Annotated in this window: 17 protein-coding genes and 1 riboswitch; of the genes, 4 read left to right on the top strand and 13 right to left on the bottom strand. The window is 69.0% G+C overall.

Features of this window, described 5'->3' with window-relative positions; genetic code table 11:
* Window positions 1-183 precede the first annotated feature (183 nt).
* Window positions 184-1,821 (top strand): hypothetical protein, encoded by a 1,638-nt coding sequence (locus tag H3H55_RS14665; protein WP_193099024.1) that lies wholly within the window; start codon window positions 184-186, stop codon window positions 1,819-1,821.
* Between the two features lie 78 nt (window positions 1,822-1,899).
* On the opposite strand, the gene lnt is transcribed toward H3H55_RS14665, so the two are convergent.
* The 8 genes from lnt to H3H55_RS14625 all read right to left on the bottom strand — a co-directional run bounded on the left by lnt (window position 1,900) and on the right by H3H55_RS14625 (window position 10,218).
* Complete coding sequence (lnt, locus tag H3H55_RS14660) at window positions 1,900-3,591, bottom strand: apolipoprotein N-acyltransferase (protein WP_193099022.1); 1,692 nt, start codon at window positions 3,589-3,591, stop codon at window positions 1,900-1,902.
* Window positions 3,592-3,643: 52 nt separating this feature from the next.
* Window positions 3,644-4,531, bottom strand: coding sequence for an HlyC/CorC family transporter (locus H3H55_RS14655; protein WP_048242713.1), 888 nt, complete (start codon window positions 4,529-4,531; stop codon window positions 3,644-3,646).
* Window positions 4,532-4,839: 308 nt separating this feature from the next.
* Window positions 4,840-4,989 carry a hypothetical protein gene (locus tag H3H55_RS14650; protein WP_164991970.1) on the bottom strand — a complete coding sequence of 50 codons (150 nt, stop codon included), beginning with the start codon at window positions 4,987-4,989 and terminating at the stop codon, window positions 4,840-4,842.
* A gap of 70 nt (window positions 4,990-5,059) precedes the next feature.
* Complete coding sequence (locus H3H55_RS14645) at window positions 5,060-5,692, bottom strand: gamma-glutamylcyclotransferase (protein WP_193099020.1); 633 nt, start codon at window positions 5,690-5,692, stop codon at window positions 5,060-5,062.
* 12 nt (window positions 5,693-5,704) lie between these two features.
* The gene (ybeY, locus tag H3H55_RS14640) at window positions 5,705-6,481 is read right to left on the bottom strand and encodes an rRNA maturation RNase YbeY (RefSeq protein WP_129512918.1); all 777 of its coding nucleotides are present in this window, start codon (window positions 6,479-6,481) and stop codon (window positions 5,705-5,707) included.
* Window positions 6,482-6,624: 143 nt separating this feature from the next.
* The gene (locus H3H55_RS14635; protein ID WP_193099019.1) at window positions 6,625-7,668 is read right to left on the bottom strand and encodes a PhoH family protein; all 1,044 of its coding nucleotides are present in this window, start codon (window positions 7,666-7,668) and stop codon (window positions 6,625-6,627) included.
* Window positions 7,669-7,697: 29 nt separating this feature from the next.
* Window positions 7,698-9,071, bottom strand: a complete 1,374-nt coding sequence (miaB, locus tag H3H55_RS14630) for a tRNA (N6-isopentenyl adenosine(37)-C2)-methylthiotransferase MiaB (RefSeq protein ID WP_193099018.1) — start codon at window positions 9,069-9,071, stop codon at window positions 7,698-7,700.
* Window positions 9,072-9,285: 214 nt separating this feature from the next.
* The gene (locus H3H55_RS14625) at window positions 9,286-10,218 is read right to left on the bottom strand and encodes a LysR family transcriptional regulator (protein ID WP_129512915.1); all 933 of its coding nucleotides are present in this window, start codon (window positions 10,216-10,218) and stop codon (window positions 9,286-9,288) included.
* A gap of 146 nt (window positions 10,219-10,364) precedes the next feature.
* On the opposite strand from H3H55_RS14625, the gene H3H55_RS14620 reads away from it, so the two are divergent.
* The 3 genes from H3H55_RS14620 (at window position 10,365) to ribB (ending at window position 13,583) form a co-directional block, all read left to right on the top strand.
* Window positions 10,365-11,540, top strand: coding sequence for an MFS transporter (locus H3H55_RS14620; RefSeq protein ID WP_193099016.1), 1,176 nt, complete (start codon window positions 10,365-10,367; stop codon window positions 11,538-11,540).
* A 195-nt stretch (window positions 11,541-11,735) separates the two neighbouring features.
* The gene (locus H3H55_RS14615) at window positions 11,736-12,419 is read left to right on the top strand and encodes a helix-turn-helix domain-containing protein (protein WP_048242705.1); all 684 of its coding nucleotides are present in this window, start codon (window positions 11,736-11,738) and stop codon (window positions 12,417-12,419) included.
* Between the two features lie 186 nt (window positions 12,420-12,605).
* A riboswitch (FMN riboswitch) is annotated at window positions 12,606-12,754 on the top strand.
* A 118-nt stretch (window positions 12,755-12,872) separates the two neighbouring features.
* Complete coding sequence (ribB, locus tag H3H55_RS14610) at window positions 12,873-13,583, top strand: 3,4-dihydroxy-2-butanone-4-phosphate synthase (RefSeq protein WP_129512913.1); 711 nt, start codon at window positions 12,873-12,875, stop codon at window positions 13,581-13,583.
* 91 nt (window positions 13,584-13,674) lie between these two features.
* Here the strand turns inward: ribB and H3H55_RS14605 are convergent, their stop codons facing one another.
* The 5 genes from H3H55_RS14605 to H3H55_RS14585 all read right to left on the bottom strand — a co-directional run bounded on the left by H3H55_RS14605 (window position 13,675) and on the right by H3H55_RS14585 (window position 18,716).
* Window positions 13,675-14,361 (bottom strand): HAD family hydrolase, encoded by a 687-nt coding sequence (locus tag H3H55_RS14605; protein ID WP_193099014.1) that lies wholly within the window; start codon window positions 14,359-14,361, stop codon window positions 13,675-13,677.
* 205 nt (window positions 14,362-14,566) lie between these two features.
* Window positions 14,567-15,553 (bottom strand): inositol 2-dehydrogenase, encoded by a 987-nt coding sequence (iolG, locus tag H3H55_RS14600; RefSeq protein ID WP_193099012.1) that lies wholly within the window; start codon window positions 15,551-15,553, stop codon window positions 14,567-14,569.
* Between the two features lie 53 nt (window positions 15,554-15,606).
* Window positions 15,607-16,434 (bottom strand): TIM barrel protein, encoded by an 828-nt coding sequence (locus H3H55_RS14595; protein ID WP_193099010.1) that lies wholly within the window; start codon window positions 16,432-16,434, stop codon window positions 15,607-15,609.
* Window positions 16,431-17,507 carry a xylose isomerase gene (locus tag H3H55_RS14590; RefSeq protein ID WP_226800049.1) on the bottom strand — a complete coding sequence of 359 codons (1,077 nt, stop codon included), beginning with the start codon at window positions 17,505-17,507 and terminating at the stop codon, window positions 16,431-16,433. Before H3H55_RS14590 ends, H3H55_RS14595 begins: the two co-directional genes overlap by 4 nt.
* Window positions 17,508-17,651: 144 nt before the next feature.
* A complete protein-coding gene (locus H3H55_RS14585; protein WP_193099008.1) occupies window positions 17,652-18,716 on the bottom strand; it encodes a LacI family DNA-binding transcriptional regulator in 1,065 nt (354 codons plus the stop codon).
* Window positions 18,717-18,760: the final 44 nt, after the last annotated feature.

The following is an 18,760-nucleotide window of genomic DNA, read 5'->3' as shown; positions in this document are numbered from 1 at the left end:
GCTTGTTAGTGTGCTGAAACGCGTAATTTTACCGGATCGGCGACCGGATGCGGCCGGAACGCGGCAGAAGACCCCGTCGCGCCTGTTCGGGCCGCACGTTCCGCGCCGCTTCGCGCGGGCGTTAAGATGCGCATATTGCGGCGCGCGGCGCGTGCCGCGCCACCGCTTGCCGATCCCGATTGCATGGACGATTCGACCGACATCCTCATTCCGCTGCTGCCGCCATTCCTCGCGTTGCTCGGGCAGGCCGCCGATGCGCAGGCGCGCGGCGAACGCGCCGCGCACGATCTGTGGCTCGCCGCCGCCGCCCATCTGCATGCGGTCGACGCCGATGCGCTCGCGCAGCTCACGGTGGCGCTCGTCGCGCGGCAGCGCGTGGCCGACGCGCTCGCGCTCGCCGAATGCGCGGCGCGCGTGCGGCCGGGCGCGGCCACGCACTTCAATCACGGCTACGCGCTGCAGATGGCCGGCCGCCACGCGGACGCCATCGCGCCGTACCGCGCCGCGCTGGCGGTCGATGCCGGCTGGCCGTCGCTGCGCAACAACCTCGCGATCGCGCTGCGGCTGTCGGGCGGCGACCGCGCGGAGGAGATCGCACTGCTCGACGCGGCCGTGATTGCCGATCCGCGCGACGTGCAGGCGTGGATCAACCTCGTCGTCGCGCGGATCGCCACGCACGACCTGGACGGCGCGCTCGCGTGCGCCGCGCGGCTCGCGGACCTCGCGCCCGACAACGGGCTCGCGATGAACAACGTCGCGATGGCGATGAAGGAGGCGCAGCGCTGGGACGATGCCGAGCGTTATGCGGTGCGCGCGTGCGAGCTGGCGCCCGACGATGCGTCGTTCCGTTTCAATCTCGCGATCATCCAGCTCGTGCGCGGCAATTACGCGGCCGGCTGGCACGGCCACGAGGCGCGCTGGGACGGCGCGGGCGAGCTGCGCGGCCGCCGGCCGGTGCTGCCGGGCCCGCGCTGGCAGGGCGAGCCGCTCGCGGGCAAGACGCTGCTCGTGTGGGGCGAACAGGGGCTCGGCGACGTGCTGCAGTTCAGCCGCTTCGTCGCGCCGCTCGCCGAGCGCGTGCATCGCGAGGGCGGCCGGCTCGTGTGGAATACGTTCCCGCAGGTCGGCACGCTGATGCAGCGCAGCCTCGGCGCGCATGCGGACGCGTTCGGCGCGGGCGGCGGCGTTGACGTGCTGCCCGCATTCGATTACGAAGTGCCGCTGATCGGCCTGCCGCTGATGCTCGGCATGGAGAACGAAACGCTCGGATCGTCGGTGCCGTACCTGCGGGCCGATCCGCGCGCAAGCGATGCGTGGCGCGCGCGGCTCGCGGGCGACGGCCGGCTGAAGGTCGGGCTCGTGTGGACCGGCAGTGCGGGCCACCAGCGCAATCCGTTCCGGCGCGTCGGGCTCGAGCGTTATGCCGATGCGTTCCGCGGGATCGACGGCGTCGCGTTTCATTCGCTGCAGCCAGGCGCGCACGCGGATGTCGCGGCGGCGCGCGCGGCCGGCTTCGCGATCGAGGACTGGACGGCGGAACTGACGAGCTTCGACGATACGGCCGCATTCATCGGCGCGCTGGATCTGGTGATTACCGTGTGTACGTCGGTTGCGCACCTGTCGGGCGCGCTCGGCGCGCGCACCTGGGTGCTGCTCGACGTGAATCCGCACTGGCCGTGGCTGCTCGAGCGCCGCGACAGCCCGTGGTATCCGACCGCGACGCTGTACCGGCAACGGACGTTCGGCGCGTGGGAACCGGTGATGGAGGACGTGAGCGGCGACCTGCGGAGCCTGGCCGCGCAGCCGGCGCGGCAGGCCTGAGCGGCCGACCGGTTCGCGGTCACGGGGCGCTCCGCGCAGCGGCGGCCTCCACGCAGTGCGCGGCGACCGCCCGCTGCGTCAGGCCTGCTGGTCGTCGCCGTTCTTGCGGCCGTTGCGCCGGCGCAGCCCGGGCCCGAACGTGAAGCCGAACGCGAGCAGCACGAACGACACCGCGAGCACGATGTTGTTGCCGCTCGTCACGTAGGGTGTGAAGCCGCTGGTGCCTTCGATCCGCACGTCGAGCGAGCCGATCGTGAACGGCTTCAGCTGACCGAGCACACGGCCGTGCGCGTCGATCGCGGCCGTCATCCCCGTGTTGGTCGAGCGCAGCATCGGCCGGCCCGTCTCGAGCGAACGCATCCGCGCGATCTGCAGGTGCTGGTCGAGTGCGATCGTGTCGCCGAACCACGCGAGGTTCGTCACGTTGACGAGCACGCCCGGCGGCTGCGGATTGTCGCGGATCGTCGCGGCGATTTCCTCGCCGAACAAGTCCTCATAGCAGATGTCGGCCATCACGGGCTGGTTGTGCACCAGGAACGGCTTCTGCACGGGCGCGCCGCGCGCGAAATCGCCGAGCGGCATCTTCATCAGGTCGACGAACCACCGGAAGCCCCACGGGATGAATTCGCCGAAGGGCACGAGGTGGTGCTTGTCGTAGTGATAGATGTCGCGCGAGTTCGGCGTCACGCCGTACAGGCTGTTCGTATAGTCGACGTAACGACCGTCCTCGGTCACCGACGCGCCGACCGCGCCGAACAGCACGGCCGAGCCCGTCGTGTCGCTGAACTTGCGGATCGCGACGGCGAACGGCTCGGGCAGCTCCTGGATCATCACCGCGATCGCGGTCTCGGGCGTGACGATCAGGTCGGCCGGCTTCTCGATGATCATCTGCTGGTACATCTTGATCGCCGCGTCGATGCCCGCTTCCTCGAACTTGATGTCCTGCTTCACGTTGCCCTGCAGCAGCCGCACGGTGAGCGGCGCGTTCGCGGGCACGGTCCACGTGACCTGCGACAGCCCGAGGCCGGCCGCGACGAGCGCGACGGCGATGCCGGCCGGCGCGGCAATGCGCACGCGCGCGTTGCCGCCGGCGCCGCTTTCATGCGCGTCCGACGGGCGCGCGGCGGCGAGCGCCTGCACGACCAGCGCGGCGAACAGCGCGAGCACCCACGCGATCCCGTACACGCCGACGATCGGCGCGAAGCCCGCGAACGGGCCGTCGACCTGCGGGTAGCCGCTCGCGAGCCACGGAAAGCCGGTGAACAGCGTGCCGCGCAGCCATTCACTGAAAGCCCACGCGCTCGCGAACGCGAATGCGCCGTGCCAGGTCGGCGAGAACGGCCGCGGGTCGGGGTCGCGGCGATGCCACGCATGGCCCGCGCAGAATGACCACAGCCCGGCCGAGAACGCCGGGTACAGCGACAGGTACAGCGAGAACAGCACGAGCGCGCCGCCCGCGAGCGGCGCGGCCATCTCGCCGTACACGTGCATGCTGATGTAGAGCCACCAGATGCCGCTGATGAAGTTGCCGAAGCCGAACGCGCCGCCCGTGAGCGCGGCGCCGCGCCAGCTCGACGTGCGCGTCAGTTGCGCGAAAAACCAGACGAATACGACGAGTTGCAGCCAGCCGCCGTGCGGCGTCGGTGCGAAGCTGAGCGTATTGGCCGCGCCGACGAGCAGCGCGGCCGGGTAGTGCCAGCGCGGCAGCGCGCGGCCGGGCGCCGGCGCGAGAAGGCCGCCAGCCGGGCGGGACGGGATCGGATCGTCCATGTGAAGCGGAAGTGGGCGAGCGGTTGAAGGAAACGCGGCTGGCGCGGGACGCTCAGTCCTCGTGCGAGGTTTCGGCGCGACGGCTGGTGAGCGGGTTGCGGCGCACCAGCAGTACATGAACCTGGCGCGCATCGCCGCGCTGGATCTCGAACACGAGGTTGCCGAGCTGCAGTTTTTCGCCGCGGTGCGGAACGCGTCCGAAATGATGGGTGATCAGGCCGCCGATCGTATCGACCTCGTCGTCGGGGAAATCGGTGCCGAACACGTCGTTGAACTGTTCGATCTCGGTGAGCGCGCGCACGCGGTAGCGGCCGTCCGGCCCCGAGATGATGTTGCCGGCTTCCTCGTCGAAGTCGTATTCGTCCTCGATGTCGCCGACGATCTGTTCGAGCACGTCCTCGATCGTGATCAGCCCCGCGACGCCGCCGTATTCGTCGACAACGATCGCCAGGTGGTTGCGGTTCACGCGGAAGTCGTGCAGCAGCACGTTCAGGCGCTTCGATTCCGGAATGAACACGGCCGGGCGCAGCATCCCGCGCACGTCGAATTCTTCTTCGGCATAGAAGCGCAGCAGATCCTTCGCGAGCAGCACGCCGATGACGTTGTCGCGGTTCTCTTCGTACACGGGGTAGCGCGAGTGCGCCTTCTCGAGGACGAACGGGATGAAATCCTCGGGCTTGTCCGCGATGTTGATCGCGTCCATCTGTGCGCGCGGCACCATGATGTCGCGGGCGCACAGATCGGATACCTGGAACACGCCCTCGATCATCGACAGCGAATCGGCGTCGATCAGGTTGCGTTCGTGGGCGTCCTGGAGGATTTCCAGCAGCTCGCCGCGGGATTCGGGCTCGGGCGAGATGAAGTCGGTCAGGCGCTCGAGCAATGAGCGCTTTTCTTGCGGTTTGTCGGTTGGCTTACGACTGGGATACGAATCGTTCATGGTGGTGCGCCCGGGTCATGCCGGGGCGCGCTGTCACGGAGTAGGCAAGGATACACCAAGGGCGCGACGCGACCGTGTCACACCGGCCGCACGGCCAGGGTGGGCAGCTCGCGCGGGCCCCGCTCGCGGACGGCCGCGCCGGGCGCGACATCGTCCTTGTGTCCATCCTATCTCAGAAAAGGCCGGCGGCGCAGCAGCGGCAAAAAACGGGTGAGGGAAGAGCGGGCCGGTATGACGCGCAAGGGCGCCCGGCCGGCCGAGCGGTGCCGGCGGCATTCTGCCGCATGCGATCGCGTTCGGCGTGCGGCTCAGAACCGCATGCCGGCCGAGCAGCCGCCGGCGGCTCCGCCGTTGCTCGCGGCGCCGCCGCAGCCGAATATTCCGCAGCCGGACAGCGCGACGCTCGCGGCGACGAGCAGCGCGGCGATCTTGCAGCGCGACCAAGGTGACGGTTTCATCGGCAGGGGCCTCGTTCGAATCAGCGGGGAGTGCGGCATCGGGGGGCGGCAAGCCGGGCGGCGCGAGGGGTCACCGGCATCGCGCGAGCAGCCCTTCCAGCGCACGATCGGGGATGCCGCTCGCGCGCAGCGCGTCGACCGTGCGGCTCACGTAGTCGAGCGTCGTGCCGTAGCGGCCGGCCGCGCAGCTGAAGACTTCCTTCACGATGGGATCGGACAGCTTGCCCGTATAGGTCGGCGCATCGCGGCGCATCACGAACGCGAGCGCGTTCACGCGTTCGCCGTTCTCGAGCGAGCACGGCAGCCACGCGGGCCGATACGACCCCATCGGCATTTCGCGCTTCCACAGCGTCTCGAGGTGCGGCTGCGCGGTCGGGCCCGCGAGCCGGAACGCAATGCCCGAGCACGAGCCGCCGCGATCGAGCGCAAGCACGAGGCCCGGACGTTCGGGCGTGCCGCGGTTCACGCGCGACCACAGATAGAGCCCGCGATGGTAGCCGTGCACCTTGCCGCGCACGGCGGCAATGGTCGGCAAGCCCGGGTTCCAGATCAGCGAGCCATAACCGAACAGCCAGAGATCTTGCCGGCCGTCCCAGTCGCGCATCGTGTGCGCGAGCGATGCCGCGAGCTCGTCTTCCGTCAGCAGCCGCCCTTCACCGATCGACGGCGGGTAGGCAGGCGGGAGCATCGCGGCGTTGCGCATCGGGCGACTGACTTACTGATACGGATTCGGGAAGCCCAGCTTCGCGAGGATGTCGACTTCGAGCGCTTCCATTTCGGCCGCGTCCTCGTCGCTCGTCTCGTGGTCGTAGCCCTGCGCGTGCAGCGCGCCGTGCACCAGCAGGTGCGCGTAGTGGGCCGCGAGCGGCTTGCCCTGGTCGTGCGCTTCCTTCTCGACGACCGGGCAGCACAGCACGAGGTCGCCGATCACGGTGCCGTCGGGCGCCGCGTCGTACGCGAAGGTCAGCACGTTGGTCGGGTAGTCCTTGTGGCGGTAGCCGTCGTTCAGCGTGCGGCCTTCCACTTCGCCGACGAAGCGCACGGTGAGCTGCGCGCTGGCGAACAGCGCCGGCTCGATCCATTCGGCGATCAGCTTGCGCTTGGGCAGCGTCTTGCGCACGTCGCTCGTGATCTCGTCGCCATACTGCACGGACAGGTCGAGTTCCAGCTCGAGCAGTTCGTCGTCGGTTTCGTCTTCGCGCGGCGCGGGTTCGGCACCCACGTGCAGCGTCACGCTGTCGTAGTGTTCGGGTTGCAGCGCGAGTTTCGCGCGCATCGCCGGATCGTTGTGCTGAGCGACGATCGCGACGGCCGCGTCGCCCGAGCTGCCCGACAGGTCGAACATCAGGCTGCGACCGTCCGGGAAGTCGATCCGCAGCCCTTGCGCGTTGACGGTCCGGGCCTTGCCCTTCGCATCGAACAGCGAAAGGCGGGGAGATTCGGGCGCGGCGGACTGGGCGCGCCCGGACTTGCGAGAACGGGAGGATTTCATGACGCGTGCGGCGATTGGGACGCGTTGAGGATACACCAAACGGCCGATCGCACCCGAATTCGCGCGGGCGAAAAAAAGCCCGGCGCGCCGTCTGGCGGGCCGGGCCGGGACGCCGGGGGCAGCGCGCGGGCGCCGCCGGCCGGTCAGCCGTCCTGGTGCTGCGCGTGGAACTCGTCGTACGCCTCGACGATGCGCGCGACGAGCGGATGGCGCACGACGTCCGCGCTCGTGAAGCGCGTGAGCGCGATGCCGCGCACGCCGCTGAGCACCTGCTGTGCCTCGACGAGGCCGCTCTTGTGGCCGCGCGGCAGGTCGACCTGGCTCGTGTCGCCGGTCACGACCGCCTTCGAGCCGAAGCCGATCCGCGTGAGGAACATCTTCATCTGCTCGGGCGTGGTGTTCTGCGCTTCGTCGAGGATGATGAACGCGTGGTTCAGCGTGCGGCCGCGCATGTACGCGAGCGGCGCGATCTCGATCATCTGGCGCTCGAACATCTTCGCCGTCTTGTCGAAGCCGAGCAGGTCGTACAGCGCGTCGTACAGCGGCCGCAGGTACGGGTCGACCTTCTGCGCGAGGTCGCCCGGCAGGAAGCCGAGCCGTTCGCCGGCCTCGACGGCCGGGCGCGTCAGCACGATCCGCTTGACCTGGTCGCGCTCGAGCGCGTCGACCGCGCAAGCGACCGCGAGGTAGGTCTTGCCGGTGCCGGCCGGCCCGATGCCGAGCGTCACGTCGTGCGACAGGATCTGCTTCAGGTATTCGCGCTGCGCGGGCGTGCGGCCGCGCAGGTCGGCGCGTCGCGTGTAGAGCTTCGGCCCCTGCTCTTCGAGCGCCTCGTCGTCGAGCTGCACGACCGGCTCGTCGAACGGATGATCGGGGTCGCCGCGGAAGCGCACGTCGAGCGTGGTCTCGCGGCCGTTGCCGGCGGTGTGGCGCACTTCGACCAGCGCGAGCTGGATGTCGTCGACCGACAGCGGATCGCGCGCGCGGTTGTAGAAGTTGTCGAGTGCCGCGAGCGCGAGCTTGGCGCCGCGCCCGCGGATCGTGATCCGGTGGCCGCGTCGCGACAGCGTCACGTCGAGCGCCTGTTCGATCTGCCGCAGGTTTTCGTCGAGCGGGCCGCAGAGATTGGCGAGGCGCGCGTTGTCGTCGCGCGGCGCGATGAATTCCAGGGGTTGGACGGTCTTCAAAGTGGCGTCGGGCTCCGGTGATGCGTCAGTCAGTGGGTGGCCGCGCTCGCGTCGTCGCTGACGAGCACGAGCTCGCCGCGCAGCGAGTGCGGGTACGCATGGTTGATCTTCACGTCGATCATCTGGCCGATCAGGCGCGGGTGCGATGCGAGCGGCGCCGGGAAATTCACGACCCGGTTGTTCTCGGTACGGCCCGCGAGTTCGTTCGGGTCCTTGCGCGACGGGCCCTCGACGAGGATCCGCTCGACCTTTCCGACCATCGACTGGCTGATGCGCGCGACGTTCTCCTCGATGGTCGCCTGCAGATGTTGCAGGCGTTTGAGCTTCACTTCGCGCGGCGTGTCGTCGTGCAGGTTCGCGGCCGGCGTGCCGGGGCGCGGGCTGTAGATGAACGAGAAGCTGGTGTCGTAGCTCATCTCGTGCACGAGCGCCATCATCTTGTCGAAATCGTCCTCGGTCTCGCCGGGGAAACCGACGATCATGTCGGTCGACAGCGACAGGTCGGGGCGGATCGCGCGCAGCTTGCGGATCACCGACTTGTATTCGAGCACCGTGTAGCCGCGCTTCATCGCCATCAGGATGCGGTCGGAGCCGTGCTGGACCGGCAGGTGCAGGTGGCTCACGAGCTTCGGCACCTTCGCGTAGGTGTCGATCAGGCGCTGCGTGAATTCCTTCGGGTGCGACGTCGTATAGCGGATCCGCTCGATGCCGGGGATGTCGGCGACGTATTCGATCAGCGTCGCGAAATCGGCGATCTCGGCCGCACCGGCCGTCAGCGCGCCGCGATAGGCGTTCACGTTCTGGCCGAGCAGCGTGACTTCGCGCACGCCCTGGTCGGCGAGGCCGGCCACTTCGGTCAGCACGTCGTCGAGCGGGCGCGATACCTCGTCGCCGCGCGTGTACGGCACCACGCAGTAGCTGCAGTACTTCGAGCAGCCTTCCATGATCGACACGAACGCGCTCGGCCCCTCGACGCGCGCGGGCGGCAGGTGGTCGAACTTCTCGATCTCGGGGAACGAGATGTCGACCTGCGCGCGGCCGCTCTCGCGGCGCGCGTCGATCATCTGCGGCAGGCGGTGCAGCGTCTGCGGGCCGAACACGAGGTCGACGTACGGCGCGCGCGACACGATCGAGGCGCCTTCCTGGCTCGCGACGCAGCCGCCGACGCCGATCAGCAGGCCGGGCTTCGCTTCCTTCAGCTCGCGCACGCGGCCGAGATCGGAGAACACCTTCTCCTGCGCCTTTTCACGCACCGAGCACGTGTTGAACAGGATGATGTCCGCGTCTTCCGGCGTGTCGGTCTTTTCGAGGCCTTCGGCCGCATTGAGTACGTCCACCATCTTGTCCGAGTCGTACTCGTTCATCTGGCAGCCGAAGGTCTTTACGTAAACTTTCTTGGTCATGGGGGTTCGCCGTTCGCAGTGGTTGACCTGGGGGCGTCGTCAAGGGTGAATCGGGACGGCCGCGCGCGGCACGCAGGTGGCGCGCATCAAGCATGGAAAGCCGTCGGGAAAGCTTTCCATTATAGCTTTTCACGCCGCCCCGGACGGGCGGCCGGTTGCGGGCGCGCGACGCCGAACGTCAGGTTCCGACCCCTGGGCGGCGGCGCGCCGGCCGTCAGCGGCACGCGTTCAGCAGGTCGTCGAGCGCGGCTTCCTCGCGCGCGAAGCGTTCGGCAAGAAAGTCGAGCAGCACGCGCACGCGCGGCGCCATGTAGCGCTTGCTGTGATAGATCGCGTGCAGCGGCGCGTCCTGGTGTCGCCAGTCGGGCAGCAGCACGCGCAGCCGGCCGGCGCGAACGTCGTCGGCGATGTCCCACAGCGATTTCAGCGCGATGCCGTGGCCGCGCAGCGTCCATTCGCGCGTGAGGCCGCCGTCGTTGGTTTCGAATGCGGTCGACACCGGTACCGTGTGGATCTGCACCTCGTCGCCGCGCGTGAAGTGCCAGGTGTTCATCGGCCCGGACGCGATCGTGATCACGTTGCACGGAAAGCGGGCCAGATCGTGCGGATCGGCCGGCATGCCGTGGCGCTCGACGAACGACGGCGCCGCGCACAGCACGCGCCGGTTGGTCGCGAGCCGGCGGGCGATCAGCGCGCCGTCGGGCGGCGCGGCGAAGCGGATTGCGAGGTCGATCTCGTCCTGCCACAGGTTCGACGACGAATCGGACGCCGTCAGCGAGAACGTGACGTCGGGATGGCGCGTCGTGAATTCGTCGAGCCAGTCGAGCAACTGGTTGCGGCCGAAATCGGACGTCGACGACAGCCGCACCTTGCCGCTGACGACGTTGCGGCCTTCCTGCAGCATCGCGTCCGCGTCGTCGAGCGCCTGCAGCGCCTGCCGGCAGCAGTTCAGGTACAGCCGGCCCTCGTCGGTGAGCCGCAACTGCCGCGTCGAGCGCTCAAAGAGCCGCGTGGCGGTCTTCGCCTCGAGCTTCGCGAGGCGCGCGCTCGCGGCGGCCGGCGTCAGATTCAGCTTGCGCCCAGCCGCGGACAGGCTGCCCAGTTCCGCCGCTTCGACGAACAGCCGGATATCGCCCAGTCGATCCATTCGATTTTCCAAAATTATTTGAAAATGGTTCAAACGCCACGCCAATTATCAAATATAGGCGTCTTCGGGACAATGCGCGCACATCCCGCATTTTGTGCGGTGCGGCACCGACCGGGCGCCGCGTCCGCCGCCCTCCGGAGAACGTCATGCCCATTCCGTTACTGGCGCTCGCGATCAGCGCCTTTGCCATCGGCACCACCGAATTCATCATCATGGGCCTGCTGCCCGAAGTCGCGCACGACCTTGCCGTGTCGCTGCCGTCGGCCGGCCTGCTCGTCACCGGTTACGCGCTCGGCGTCGCGGTCGGCGCGCCGCTCCTCGCGGTGCTGACGAGCCGCATGCCGCGCAAGGCCGCGCTGCAGCTGCTGATGGCGATCTTCATCGTCGGCAACGTGCTGTGCGCCACCGCGTCCGGTTACGCGATGCTGATGGTCGCGCGTGTCGTCACGTCGTTCGCGCACGGGTCGTTCTTCGGGATCGGCGCGGTGGTGGCCGCGTCGCTCGTGCCGGTCGACAAGCGCGCGAGCGCGATCGCGCTGATGTTCACGGGGCTCACGCTGTCGAACGTGCTCGGCGTGCCGTTCGGCACCTTCGTCGGTCAGGTGCTCGGCTGGCGCGCGTCGTTCTGGATCGTCGCCGCGCTCGGCGTGCTGGCGCTCGGCGGCGTCGCCGCGCTGGTGCCGAACCGCCACGACAGCGGGCCGGTCGGCCTCGGCCACGAGGTGCGCGTGCTGAAGGAGCCGCAGGTGTGGCTCGCGCTGCTGATGACCGTGCTCGGTTTCGGCGGCGTGTTCGTCGTGTTCACGTACATCGCGCCGATTCTCGAAACCGTGTCGGGCTTCTCGCCGCGCGCGGTCGCGCTGATCCTCGTGCTGTTCGGCGCGGGACTGACGGTCGGTAACACGCTCGGCGGCAAGCTCGCCGACCGCGCGCTGATGCCGTCGCTGATCGCGATCCTCGTCGCGCTGATGGCCGTGATGGCCGTGTTCGCGAAGACGAGCCACCTGCCGGTCGCGGCCGCCGTCACGGTGTTCGTGTGGGGGATCGCCGCGTTCGCGACGGTGCCGCCGCTGCAGGCGCGCGTGGTCGAGAAGGCCGCGAGCGCGCCGCATCTCGCATCGACGCTGAATATCGGCGCATTCAACGTCGGCAACGCGGGCGGCGCGTGGCTCGGCGGCCTCGCGCTGGAGCATGGCTTCGCGCTCGATGCGCTGCCGTGGGTCGCCGTCGCGGTGACGTTCGCGGCACTCGTCGTTACGTGGTTCGCGATGCGGCTCGATGCGCGCGGTCCGGCACGCGGTGCGGCACCGGCACCACAATGAGCGGCGCCATAGCGGCGGGAAAAGGTTCGCGAGGAACGCATTCCTCCGCGATGCTGATAACGGTGTGAAGATAACTTCGTTTGCCCGTGCCAGGCCGGGTGATAGCGTCTCGATACGCGCCATTGCTGGCGCAACCCGATTCCGATCCCGGCTTACCCCATACGCAGGGCCGCGCAGCGGCCCGGAGGCAATGCTATGTCTTCATCCCTGGCGCTCGTGCGCGACGTGTCTTCCTTCGAGTCCGGCAATGCCGCCGACGCGCGGGCATCCGCGTCGCTCGATGTCCTCGAACAGGTCGTCGGCGTGAATCTCGCGCGGTTGCGTGCCGAGCGGCAGCTGTCGCTCGATGCGCTCGCGCGGTTGTCCGGCGTGTCGCGCGCGATGCTCGCGCAGATCGAGTCGGCGCGCAGCGTGCCGTCGATCAAGGTGCTCTGCAAGATCGCCGCGGCGCTGAAGGTGTCGGTCGCCGCGTTCCTGCGCCGCCACGCGGTGAACGGTTTCGAGCATCTGGCGGCCGAGCGCGCGTCGCGCGTGGTCAGCTCGAACGGCCGCTTCTCGGCGCGCGCGCTGTACCCGGAAGGCGAGCCGGCCGCGGCCGAGTTCCACGAACTGCGGATCGCGCCGCTGCATACGGAGCCCGGTGCCCGCCGCGCGCCCGGCACGACCGTCAACCTCGTCGTCAGCGAAGGCACGCTCGAAGTCAGCGTGCATGATCGCCGCCAGTTGCTCGCGACCGGCGACGCGATCGTGTTCGATGCCGACCAGCCGTACAGCCTGCGCAACCCGGGCGACAGCGAGGCACGCGCGTTTCGCGTGACGGTGAGCCCCGAAGTGCCGCCGCGCTGGCTCGTGCCCGATGCGGCGCACGCGGCCGGCTGACCGCGCGGGCCGCACGGAACGGACGCTGTCCCTGCCTCGGGCGGGGTCGCACCCGGGCCGTCGGCCGTTTGGACGATGCCGTTAGACGGAGTCGTCAGTAAGGTTATCGATGTGGTTCGCTGCGCCGCGCGCGCAGCTGTTGTATGCTTGGCCCGCCGGTGATGGGCAGTCCCCATCCGGCAATCAGTGCGTCTTCAGGGCGGGGCGAAATTCCCCACCGGCGGTAGGCTGGCGTAAGCCGGCGAGCCCGCGAGCGCCCGCGCATCCGCGCGGGGTCAGCAGATCTGGTCGAATGCCAGAGCCGACGGTCATAGTCCGGATGAGAGAAGATGTGCAGATAGTCATGTCCGCCAGGGCCGCTTCGCGCTACTTGCGAAGCGGGTTGTCGTTCTGTCTGTTTGCAATGCCCTGAAACGTTTTTCGCCCAAATCGTATTTGCGAGGAGCGTTTCACATGTCCTTGATGTCCGTTTCGTCGGCACCCGCCGACGCCTTTGCCGATCTCCCTTTGCTGGATTCCGAACCGGTGCCGCCGCGCATCGCCGCTGCGCTCGATGCGATGCGCGCGGGCCGCGCGGTCGTGCTGCAGGATGATCACGACCGCGAGAACGAGGCCGACCTGATCGTCGCCGCCGAGCGCATCACGCCCGAGACGATGGCGCTGCTGATCCGCGAGTGCAGCGGCATCGTGTGCCTGTGCCTGACCGACGACACGGTGCGCGCGCTCGAGCTGCCGCCGATGGTGCAGACCAACGAGAGCCGCAACGGCACCGCGTTCACCGTATCGATCGAGGCACGCGAAGGCGTGCATACGGGCGTATCCGCGGCCGACCGCGTGACGACGATCCGCGCGGCGATCGCGGACAACGCGAAGCCGCACGACATCGTGCGTCCGGGCCACGTGTTTCCGTTGCGTGCGCAACCGGGTGGCGTGCTGGCGCGCCGCGGTCACACCGAAGGCACGGTCGACCTGTCGATCCTTGCGGGCCTGAAGCCGGCTGGCGTGCTGTGCGAGCTGATGAATCCGGACGGCACGATGACGCGCGGCGATGATGTCGAGCGTTTCGCGCAACGGCACGGCCTGCCGATGCTGACGATCGCGGAGCTCGTCGAATTCCGCGAGGCGCTGGCTGCCGCGCGCGAGCGCTGCTGCGAACCGGCCTGAGCGTAGGGGAAGCGGGCGCGTTCGCGCGCCCGTGACATCGCGTGCGTGACCTCGCGCACGCCGGATCGGGCCGATCCGGCCCGAATGACGATCAGGACTGCACGTCGCCGAATTCGCCGCGCATGCCGGCTTCGACGAGCGACGGCAGTTCGTCCATCTTGCGCATGATCCGCGTGATGCCCATCGCGCGCAGCGCGTCCGCGTAGTTGTCGGGGATGTGGCTCGCGCCGACGAACGCGATCGTCTTCATCCCCGCCGCGCGCGCGGCATTCAGCCCCGACACGCTGTCCTCGACGACGATGCAGCGCTCCGGCGCGACGCCGAGCGTTTGCGCCGCATGCAGGTAGACGTCGGGGTAGGGCTTCGGCCGCGACACCTGCTCGGAACTGAACACGCGGTCGCCGAAGATCTCGGTGAGCGAGGCGCGCTTCAACGAGTTGCGCACGCGCACGAGCCGGCTGTTCGACACGACGGCCGCCGGCAGGCTGACCTGCAGCAGCGCGTCGCGCACGCCGGTGATCGGCGCGAGCGATTGCGCCAGCGCGATCTCGATGTTGTGCTCGATGGTCTCGATGAAGTTGGCGGGCGTTTCGATCCCGAAGCGGGATTCGAGTCCGGCGAGGAAGCGCGACGTCTGCTGGCCGAACGCGGACTTCGCGGCGGCTTCGAAATCGAGGTTCGGGAACGTGGCGGACAGCGTCTCGAGCAGCACGCGGTCGGCGATGACTTCGCTGTCGACGAGCACGCCGTCGCAGTCACAGATGAGGTGATCGAGCATGATGGTGAAAAAGCGGGTGTCGGCGACGCCGAGCATCTCGCAATGATACGTGCTTTCACGCGCATGCCGAACGGCGTTTCGGCAAATATGCCCGATGCAGCCGGACGGTCGCCGCATTTCGTACAGGTGTGCTGCCGATCGCGCCCGCATGCCGCGGGGCCGTCGTGCGGCGGCGGCCTGCTTGCACGGGCCGCCACCGCTTTTGTCACATCTCGATCACGCGCCCCGTTTTCCACGACGTCATCGCGGCCTCGGCCAGTTCGAGCGCGGCGAGTCCGTCGTCGATCGTCGTCCTGATCGGCGTGCCGTCGCGCAGCGCGTCGACGAAGTGCGCGATCTCGGCCGCGTACGCATGCCGGTAGCGTTCTAGGAAAAACGGCTCCGGCACGTCCGTCGCGATGCCGCCCGCGAGCCACGCGCTCACTTCGGTCGGCCGCACGTTGCCGGCCTGCAGCATCCCGTTGCTGCCGAGCAGCTCGAAGCGCTGGTCGTAGCCGTACGCGGCGCGCCGCGACGTGTTGATCTGGCACAGCAGCCCGCGCCGCGTGCGGATCGTCACGGCGGTCGAATCGATATCGCCGGCATCGAGCACGGCCGGGTCGGTCAGGCAGCTGCCCGTCGCGTGCAGCGTCTGCGCTTCGTCGCCGAGGATCCAGCGGAACACGTCGAAGTCATGGATCAGCATGTCCTTGAAGATGCCGCCCGAGCTGCGGATGTAGTCGGCGGGCGGCGCGCCCGGGTCGCGGCTCGTGACGATCAGCATTTCCGGCGCGCCGATCTCGCCGCGCTCGACGCGCGCCTTCAGCGCGGCAAACGTCGGGTCGAAGCGGCGCTGGAAGCCGAGCATGCAGGTCACGCCGTTGCGCCGGACGACGTCCGCGCATGCGCGCGAGCGCTCGACGCTCAGGTCGACCGGCTTCTCGCAGAACACGGCCTTGCCCGCGTTCGCGGCCGCGACGATCAGGTCCGCATGCGTGTCGGTGCTCGACGCGATCACGACCGCCTGCACGGCCGCATCGCCGAGCGCGCGATCGATGTCGGCGACCTGCGCGCCGTGCGTGTGCGCGAGCGCTTCGGCCGACGGCGCATGGCGGTCGATCACGTAGCGGAGCGTCGCGCCCGGATGGCGGGCGAGATTCGCCGCGTGGATCTTGCCGATTCTTCCGGCGCCGAACAAAGCGAATTCGATCATTCCGTTCTCCTGTTGAGTGGGTTGTTTTCTGTCGGTGCGCACCGTCGCGATGTTCAGCAATCCACCAGTTCGCCGCGCACGTATTCGATGCTCGCCCGCAGCCGGTCTTCGATGTCGTCGGCTTCGGCGATTTCGTTCGCGAACGGCTCGAACGAGAACGCACCACGGTAGCCGCGCGCGAGCAGCTCGCGCAATTGCCGGAGGTTGCCGAGCCGGTCGGCGCCGCCGACCAGCACGCGATGGCCGTCGCGCATCCGGTCGACCGGCAGGTCGTCTTCCTCGACGCCCGAGATGTGTACGAGGCCCGTCAGGTTCGGGAAGAAGATGTCCTCGCCCGACAGGTGATGGTGGAACGTGTCGTGCACGAGCCGGAACACCTGTTCGCCCGCCGCATCGTAGATGCCTTTCACCGCGTCCGACTTGCGGCGCAGCGCGCACTCCTCGAAGCCGAGCGGCTCGATGAAGCCGAGCAGGCCGCGAGCGTCGAGGATCGGCTTCAGCGCTTTCAGCGCCTTCACGAGATCCGCATGGCGCATGTCGGCGCCGCGCGTGTCGTCGCGGCTGTTGGTCGGGCACAGCACCAGCGCGCGTGCGCCGCATTGCGCTGCGTAGTCGGCCAGCGCGGTCGCTTCGTCCGCGCGCTCGACGTTCCATTGCTCGAAGCGCTGCAGCGCGTTGATCGTCAGGATCGTCACGCCGCCGGCTTCGGCCGTCGCGCGCACGGCGGCGGCCGGCGTGCCGTCGGCGATCTCGACGCCGTCCAGATCGTTGCGGATCTCGATCGTGTCGACGCCGAGGCGCCGGCACAGCGCGACATAGCGGTCGAGCGGCAGGCGCGGCGCGCTCATGCGGTTCAGCGAAAAGTGGAATGCTTGCGTCATCGTTCTGTCCTCGTGTCTCGAGTGGGGCTGGGTTCGAATCGGGGGCCGGCGTACACGACGTCGCCCGCCGGCAGGTTCGCCGGCGAAGCGGCGAGCGCATGCCACGTATCGCGCAGCCATTGCGCGCACGCGACGTTGTTGTCGAAGATCGAATAACGCGCGCCGCCGCCGTAGTCGGGAAACGGAATGAACTCGCAGCTGATCTGCTCGAGGCGTGCCGGCCGCGCATGAACCTGCGCTTGCAGCAACTGGCGCAGCGCGGCCTTCCACGTATCGAGCGCCGCCGCGCGCCATTCGCCGTGATAGGCGCCCGGCGCGGGCGCGACGAACGGATACTGGATGCCGCGCCCGGGCCTGCCGTCCGCGCGGCGCATCCAGCGGTTGTCCGGATTGTTCGGAATCACGCTGCGCGCATGCGCATGACGGACCCAGCCGCGCGCGATCCAGTCGGCGTAAATGGCCGCGGGCGATGCGGGGTCGAGCACGACGCGGCCGCTGTCGACCTGCTCGCGAATGCCCGATGCATCGAGTTCGACGCGATTGCCGATCTTGAACAGCAGGTGCGAATGATCGAGCGTGATCCGGAACGGCACACCGGCCTGCTCGACATGCCGTGCGACGCGCGCGATGCGCGTGAAATCCTCGCTCCACATGTCGACGTGCACTTCGAGGCTCGGCAGGCAGCCGGCCGGCTCGCCGCGTTCATAGGCACGCAGGTAGAAATCGGCGACTTCGCGGTCCGACAGCGGATGGCCGTCCGCGTGATGCGCGTACAGCTGGCAGTTGAGCACCGTGCTGCCGAAACGCGCGCCCGCATCGATGATGTCGGCGACGTGCGCGTCGTCGCGGCCCGCGCGCCAGATGCCGCCGATCACGCGAATCGGCAGCGCGTGGCGTTCGGCCAGCGCGAAATACGGCGACAGGTCTTCGTCGCGCGTCGGGTTCTGTTCGACGTAATCGAACACGCCGGCGCCTGCGATCATCCGGAAGCGTTCGGCCGGCGCGGGCACTGGCAGGCCGTCGTGTTCGAGCACGCCGTCGAGGTTCACGCCGATGAGGATCGGTTCAGCCATCGTCTCCTGTCCGTTGTTGTGCTGGGGATGGCCGCCCAATGTACGGATGCGGCGCGCGGGCTGCATGACAAACGTTGACGAAAAATCGCCAATGCGGCGGTCGATTTTTTCGCAACGCGCAGGCGGCGCGCGGCGCGGCGACATTCAGGCCTGCAGGTAGGCGCTGGTTCTCACGTTCGCCGGGCAGAACACGCGGAATTCGACCGGATCGCCGGGCGGCGGCTGTTCGACGATCCCGCACGCATGCAGCACGTGCTGCAGCGCGGAAATCGCCTGGCCGTCCGGATCCTGGTCGATGGCGAGATCCATCGCGCCGGCTTCGATGAAGGATCGGTGTTCGTCGAGCATCTCGTGTCCGATCCAGACCACGCGCCCGGTTGCGCCCGCCTTGCGCAGCGCGGCCTCGATGCCGGCCGAGCCGGCGCCGCTGTTGTAGATCGCGACGATGTCGTCGTGCGCCTGCAGCGCCTTCGTCACCGCGCGGTAGCAGCGGTCGTCCTGGTCGAGCGTCTCGACCGGCTCGCCGTCGCAGCGCAGCGCGGCGAACGCGTCGGCGAGCTGGTCGCGGCAGCCGGCCATCCGGTCGACGTGCGCGCGGTAGCCCATGCGTCCGCCAAGCAGCAGCACGCGGCCGGGGCGCGCCGCCAGGCGGCCGATGTAGTAGCCGGCGGTGCGCCCGGCGCGGTAGTTGTCGATGCCCGCGTAGTGCCTGCGCGCGATGCCGCCGATGTCGGTGACCATCGTGACGACGGTCTCGCCGCGCGCGATCGCGCCGGCCAGCGCGTCGCGTACGCGGGCCGTGTCGCGCGCGGTGACGATCAGCGCCGCGCGCCGGTAGGCGGGCCGTTCGATCAGCGCGGCGGCCCGCTCGTCGTCCGCGGCGGGCAGGATCGTCCGGTGCACGACCACCCGCCGGTCGAGCATCTGCAGCGAGCGCTGCAGTGCCTGTTGCAGCCGCCGGAAGAACGGCGTGTCGGTGTCCGGCAGCAGCACGTCGACGTGGATCAGCCCGTGCCGCGTGTCGGGCAGCTGGCGCGGCACGCCGAGCTGCCGCGCCGCCGCCACCACGCGTTCGCGCGCCTGCGCCGAGACGCTGCCGCGCTCGTTCAGCACACGGTCGACGGTGGTCGTGCTGACGCCGGCGAGCGCCGCGATCTCGTCGAAGCGCGCGGTGCGCTTGCGCCAGCGCGGCCCGGATTCACCTGCCATGGTCGTCTCCATCGTGGTGGTCGCCATCATCGGGTGCGTGGCGT

Source organism: Burkholderia sp. Z1, assembly GCF_014893795.1.
Classification (GTDB): Bacteria; Pseudomonadota; Gammaproteobacteria; order Burkholderiales; family Burkholderiaceae; genus Burkholderia; species Burkholderia theae.
Note: the sequence above shows the minus strand (reverse complement) of the source record. Positions and strands in the feature narration are given on the sequence as shown.

Excerpts from the sequence above, each read along its gene's own strand:
- iolG (WP_193099012.1), bottom strand. The coding sequence starts at position 15,553 with ATGATCGAATTCGCTTTGTTCGGCGCCGGAAGAATCGGCAAGATCCAC.
- ribB (WP_129512913.1), top strand. The coding sequence starts at position 12,873 with ATGTCCTTGATGTCCGTTTCGTCGGCACCCGCCGACGCCTTTGCCGAT.
- H3H55_RS14620 (WP_193099016.1), top strand. The coding sequence starts at position 10,365 with ATGCCCATTCCGTTACTGGCGCTCGCGATCAGCGCCTTTGCCATCGGC.
- H3H55_RS14590 (WP_226800049.1), bottom strand. The coding sequence starts at position 17,507 with ATGGCTGAACCGATCCTCATCGGCGTGAACCTCGACGGCGTGCTCGAA.
- H3H55_RS14595 (WP_193099010.1), bottom strand. The coding sequence starts at position 16,434 with ATGACGCAAGCATTCCACTTTTCGCTGAACCGCATGAGCGCGCCGCGC.
- H3H55_RS14585 (WP_193099008.1), bottom strand. The coding sequence starts at position 18,716 with ATGGCAGGTGAATCCGGGCCGCGCTGGCGCAAGCGCACCGCGCGCTTC.
- H3H55_RS14665 (WP_193099024.1), top strand. The coding sequence starts at position 184 with ATGGACGATTCGACCGACATCCTCATTCCGCTGCTGCCGCCATTCCTC.
- lnt (WP_193099022.1), bottom strand. The coding sequence starts at position 3,591 with ATGGACGATCCGATCCCGTCCCGCCCGGCTGGCGGCCTTCTCGCGCCG.
- H3H55_RS14625 (WP_129512915.1), bottom strand. The coding sequence starts at position 10,218 with ATGGATCGACTGGGCGATATCCGGCTGTTCGTCGAAGCGGCGGAACTG.
- ybeY (WP_129512918.1), bottom strand. The coding sequence starts at position 6,481 with ATGAAATCCTCCCGTTCTCGCAAGTCCGGGCGCGCCCAGTCCGCCGCG.
- H3H55_RS14615 (WP_048242705.1), top strand. The coding sequence starts at position 11,736 with ATGTCTTCATCCCTGGCGCTCGTGCGCGACGTGTCTTCCTTCGAGTCC.
- miaB (WP_193099018.1), bottom strand. The coding sequence starts at position 9,071 with ATGACCAAGAAAGTTTACGTAAAGACCTTCGGCTGCCAGATGAACGAG.
- H3H55_RS14645 (WP_193099020.1), bottom strand. The coding sequence starts at position 5,692 with ATGCGCAACGCCGCGATGCTCCCGCCTGCCTACCCGCCGTCGATCGGT.
- H3H55_RS14655 (WP_048242713.1), bottom strand. The coding sequence starts at position 4,531 with ATGAACGATTCGTATCCCAGTCGTAAGCCAACCGACAAACCGCAAGAA.
- H3H55_RS14605 (WP_193099014.1), bottom strand. The coding sequence starts at position 14,361 with ATGCTCGATCACCTCATCTGTGACTGCGACGGCGTGCTCGTCGACAGC.
- H3H55_RS14650 (WP_164991970.1), bottom strand. The coding sequence starts at position 4,989 with ATGAAACCGTCACCTTGGTCGCGCTGCAAGATCGCCGCGCTGCTCGTC.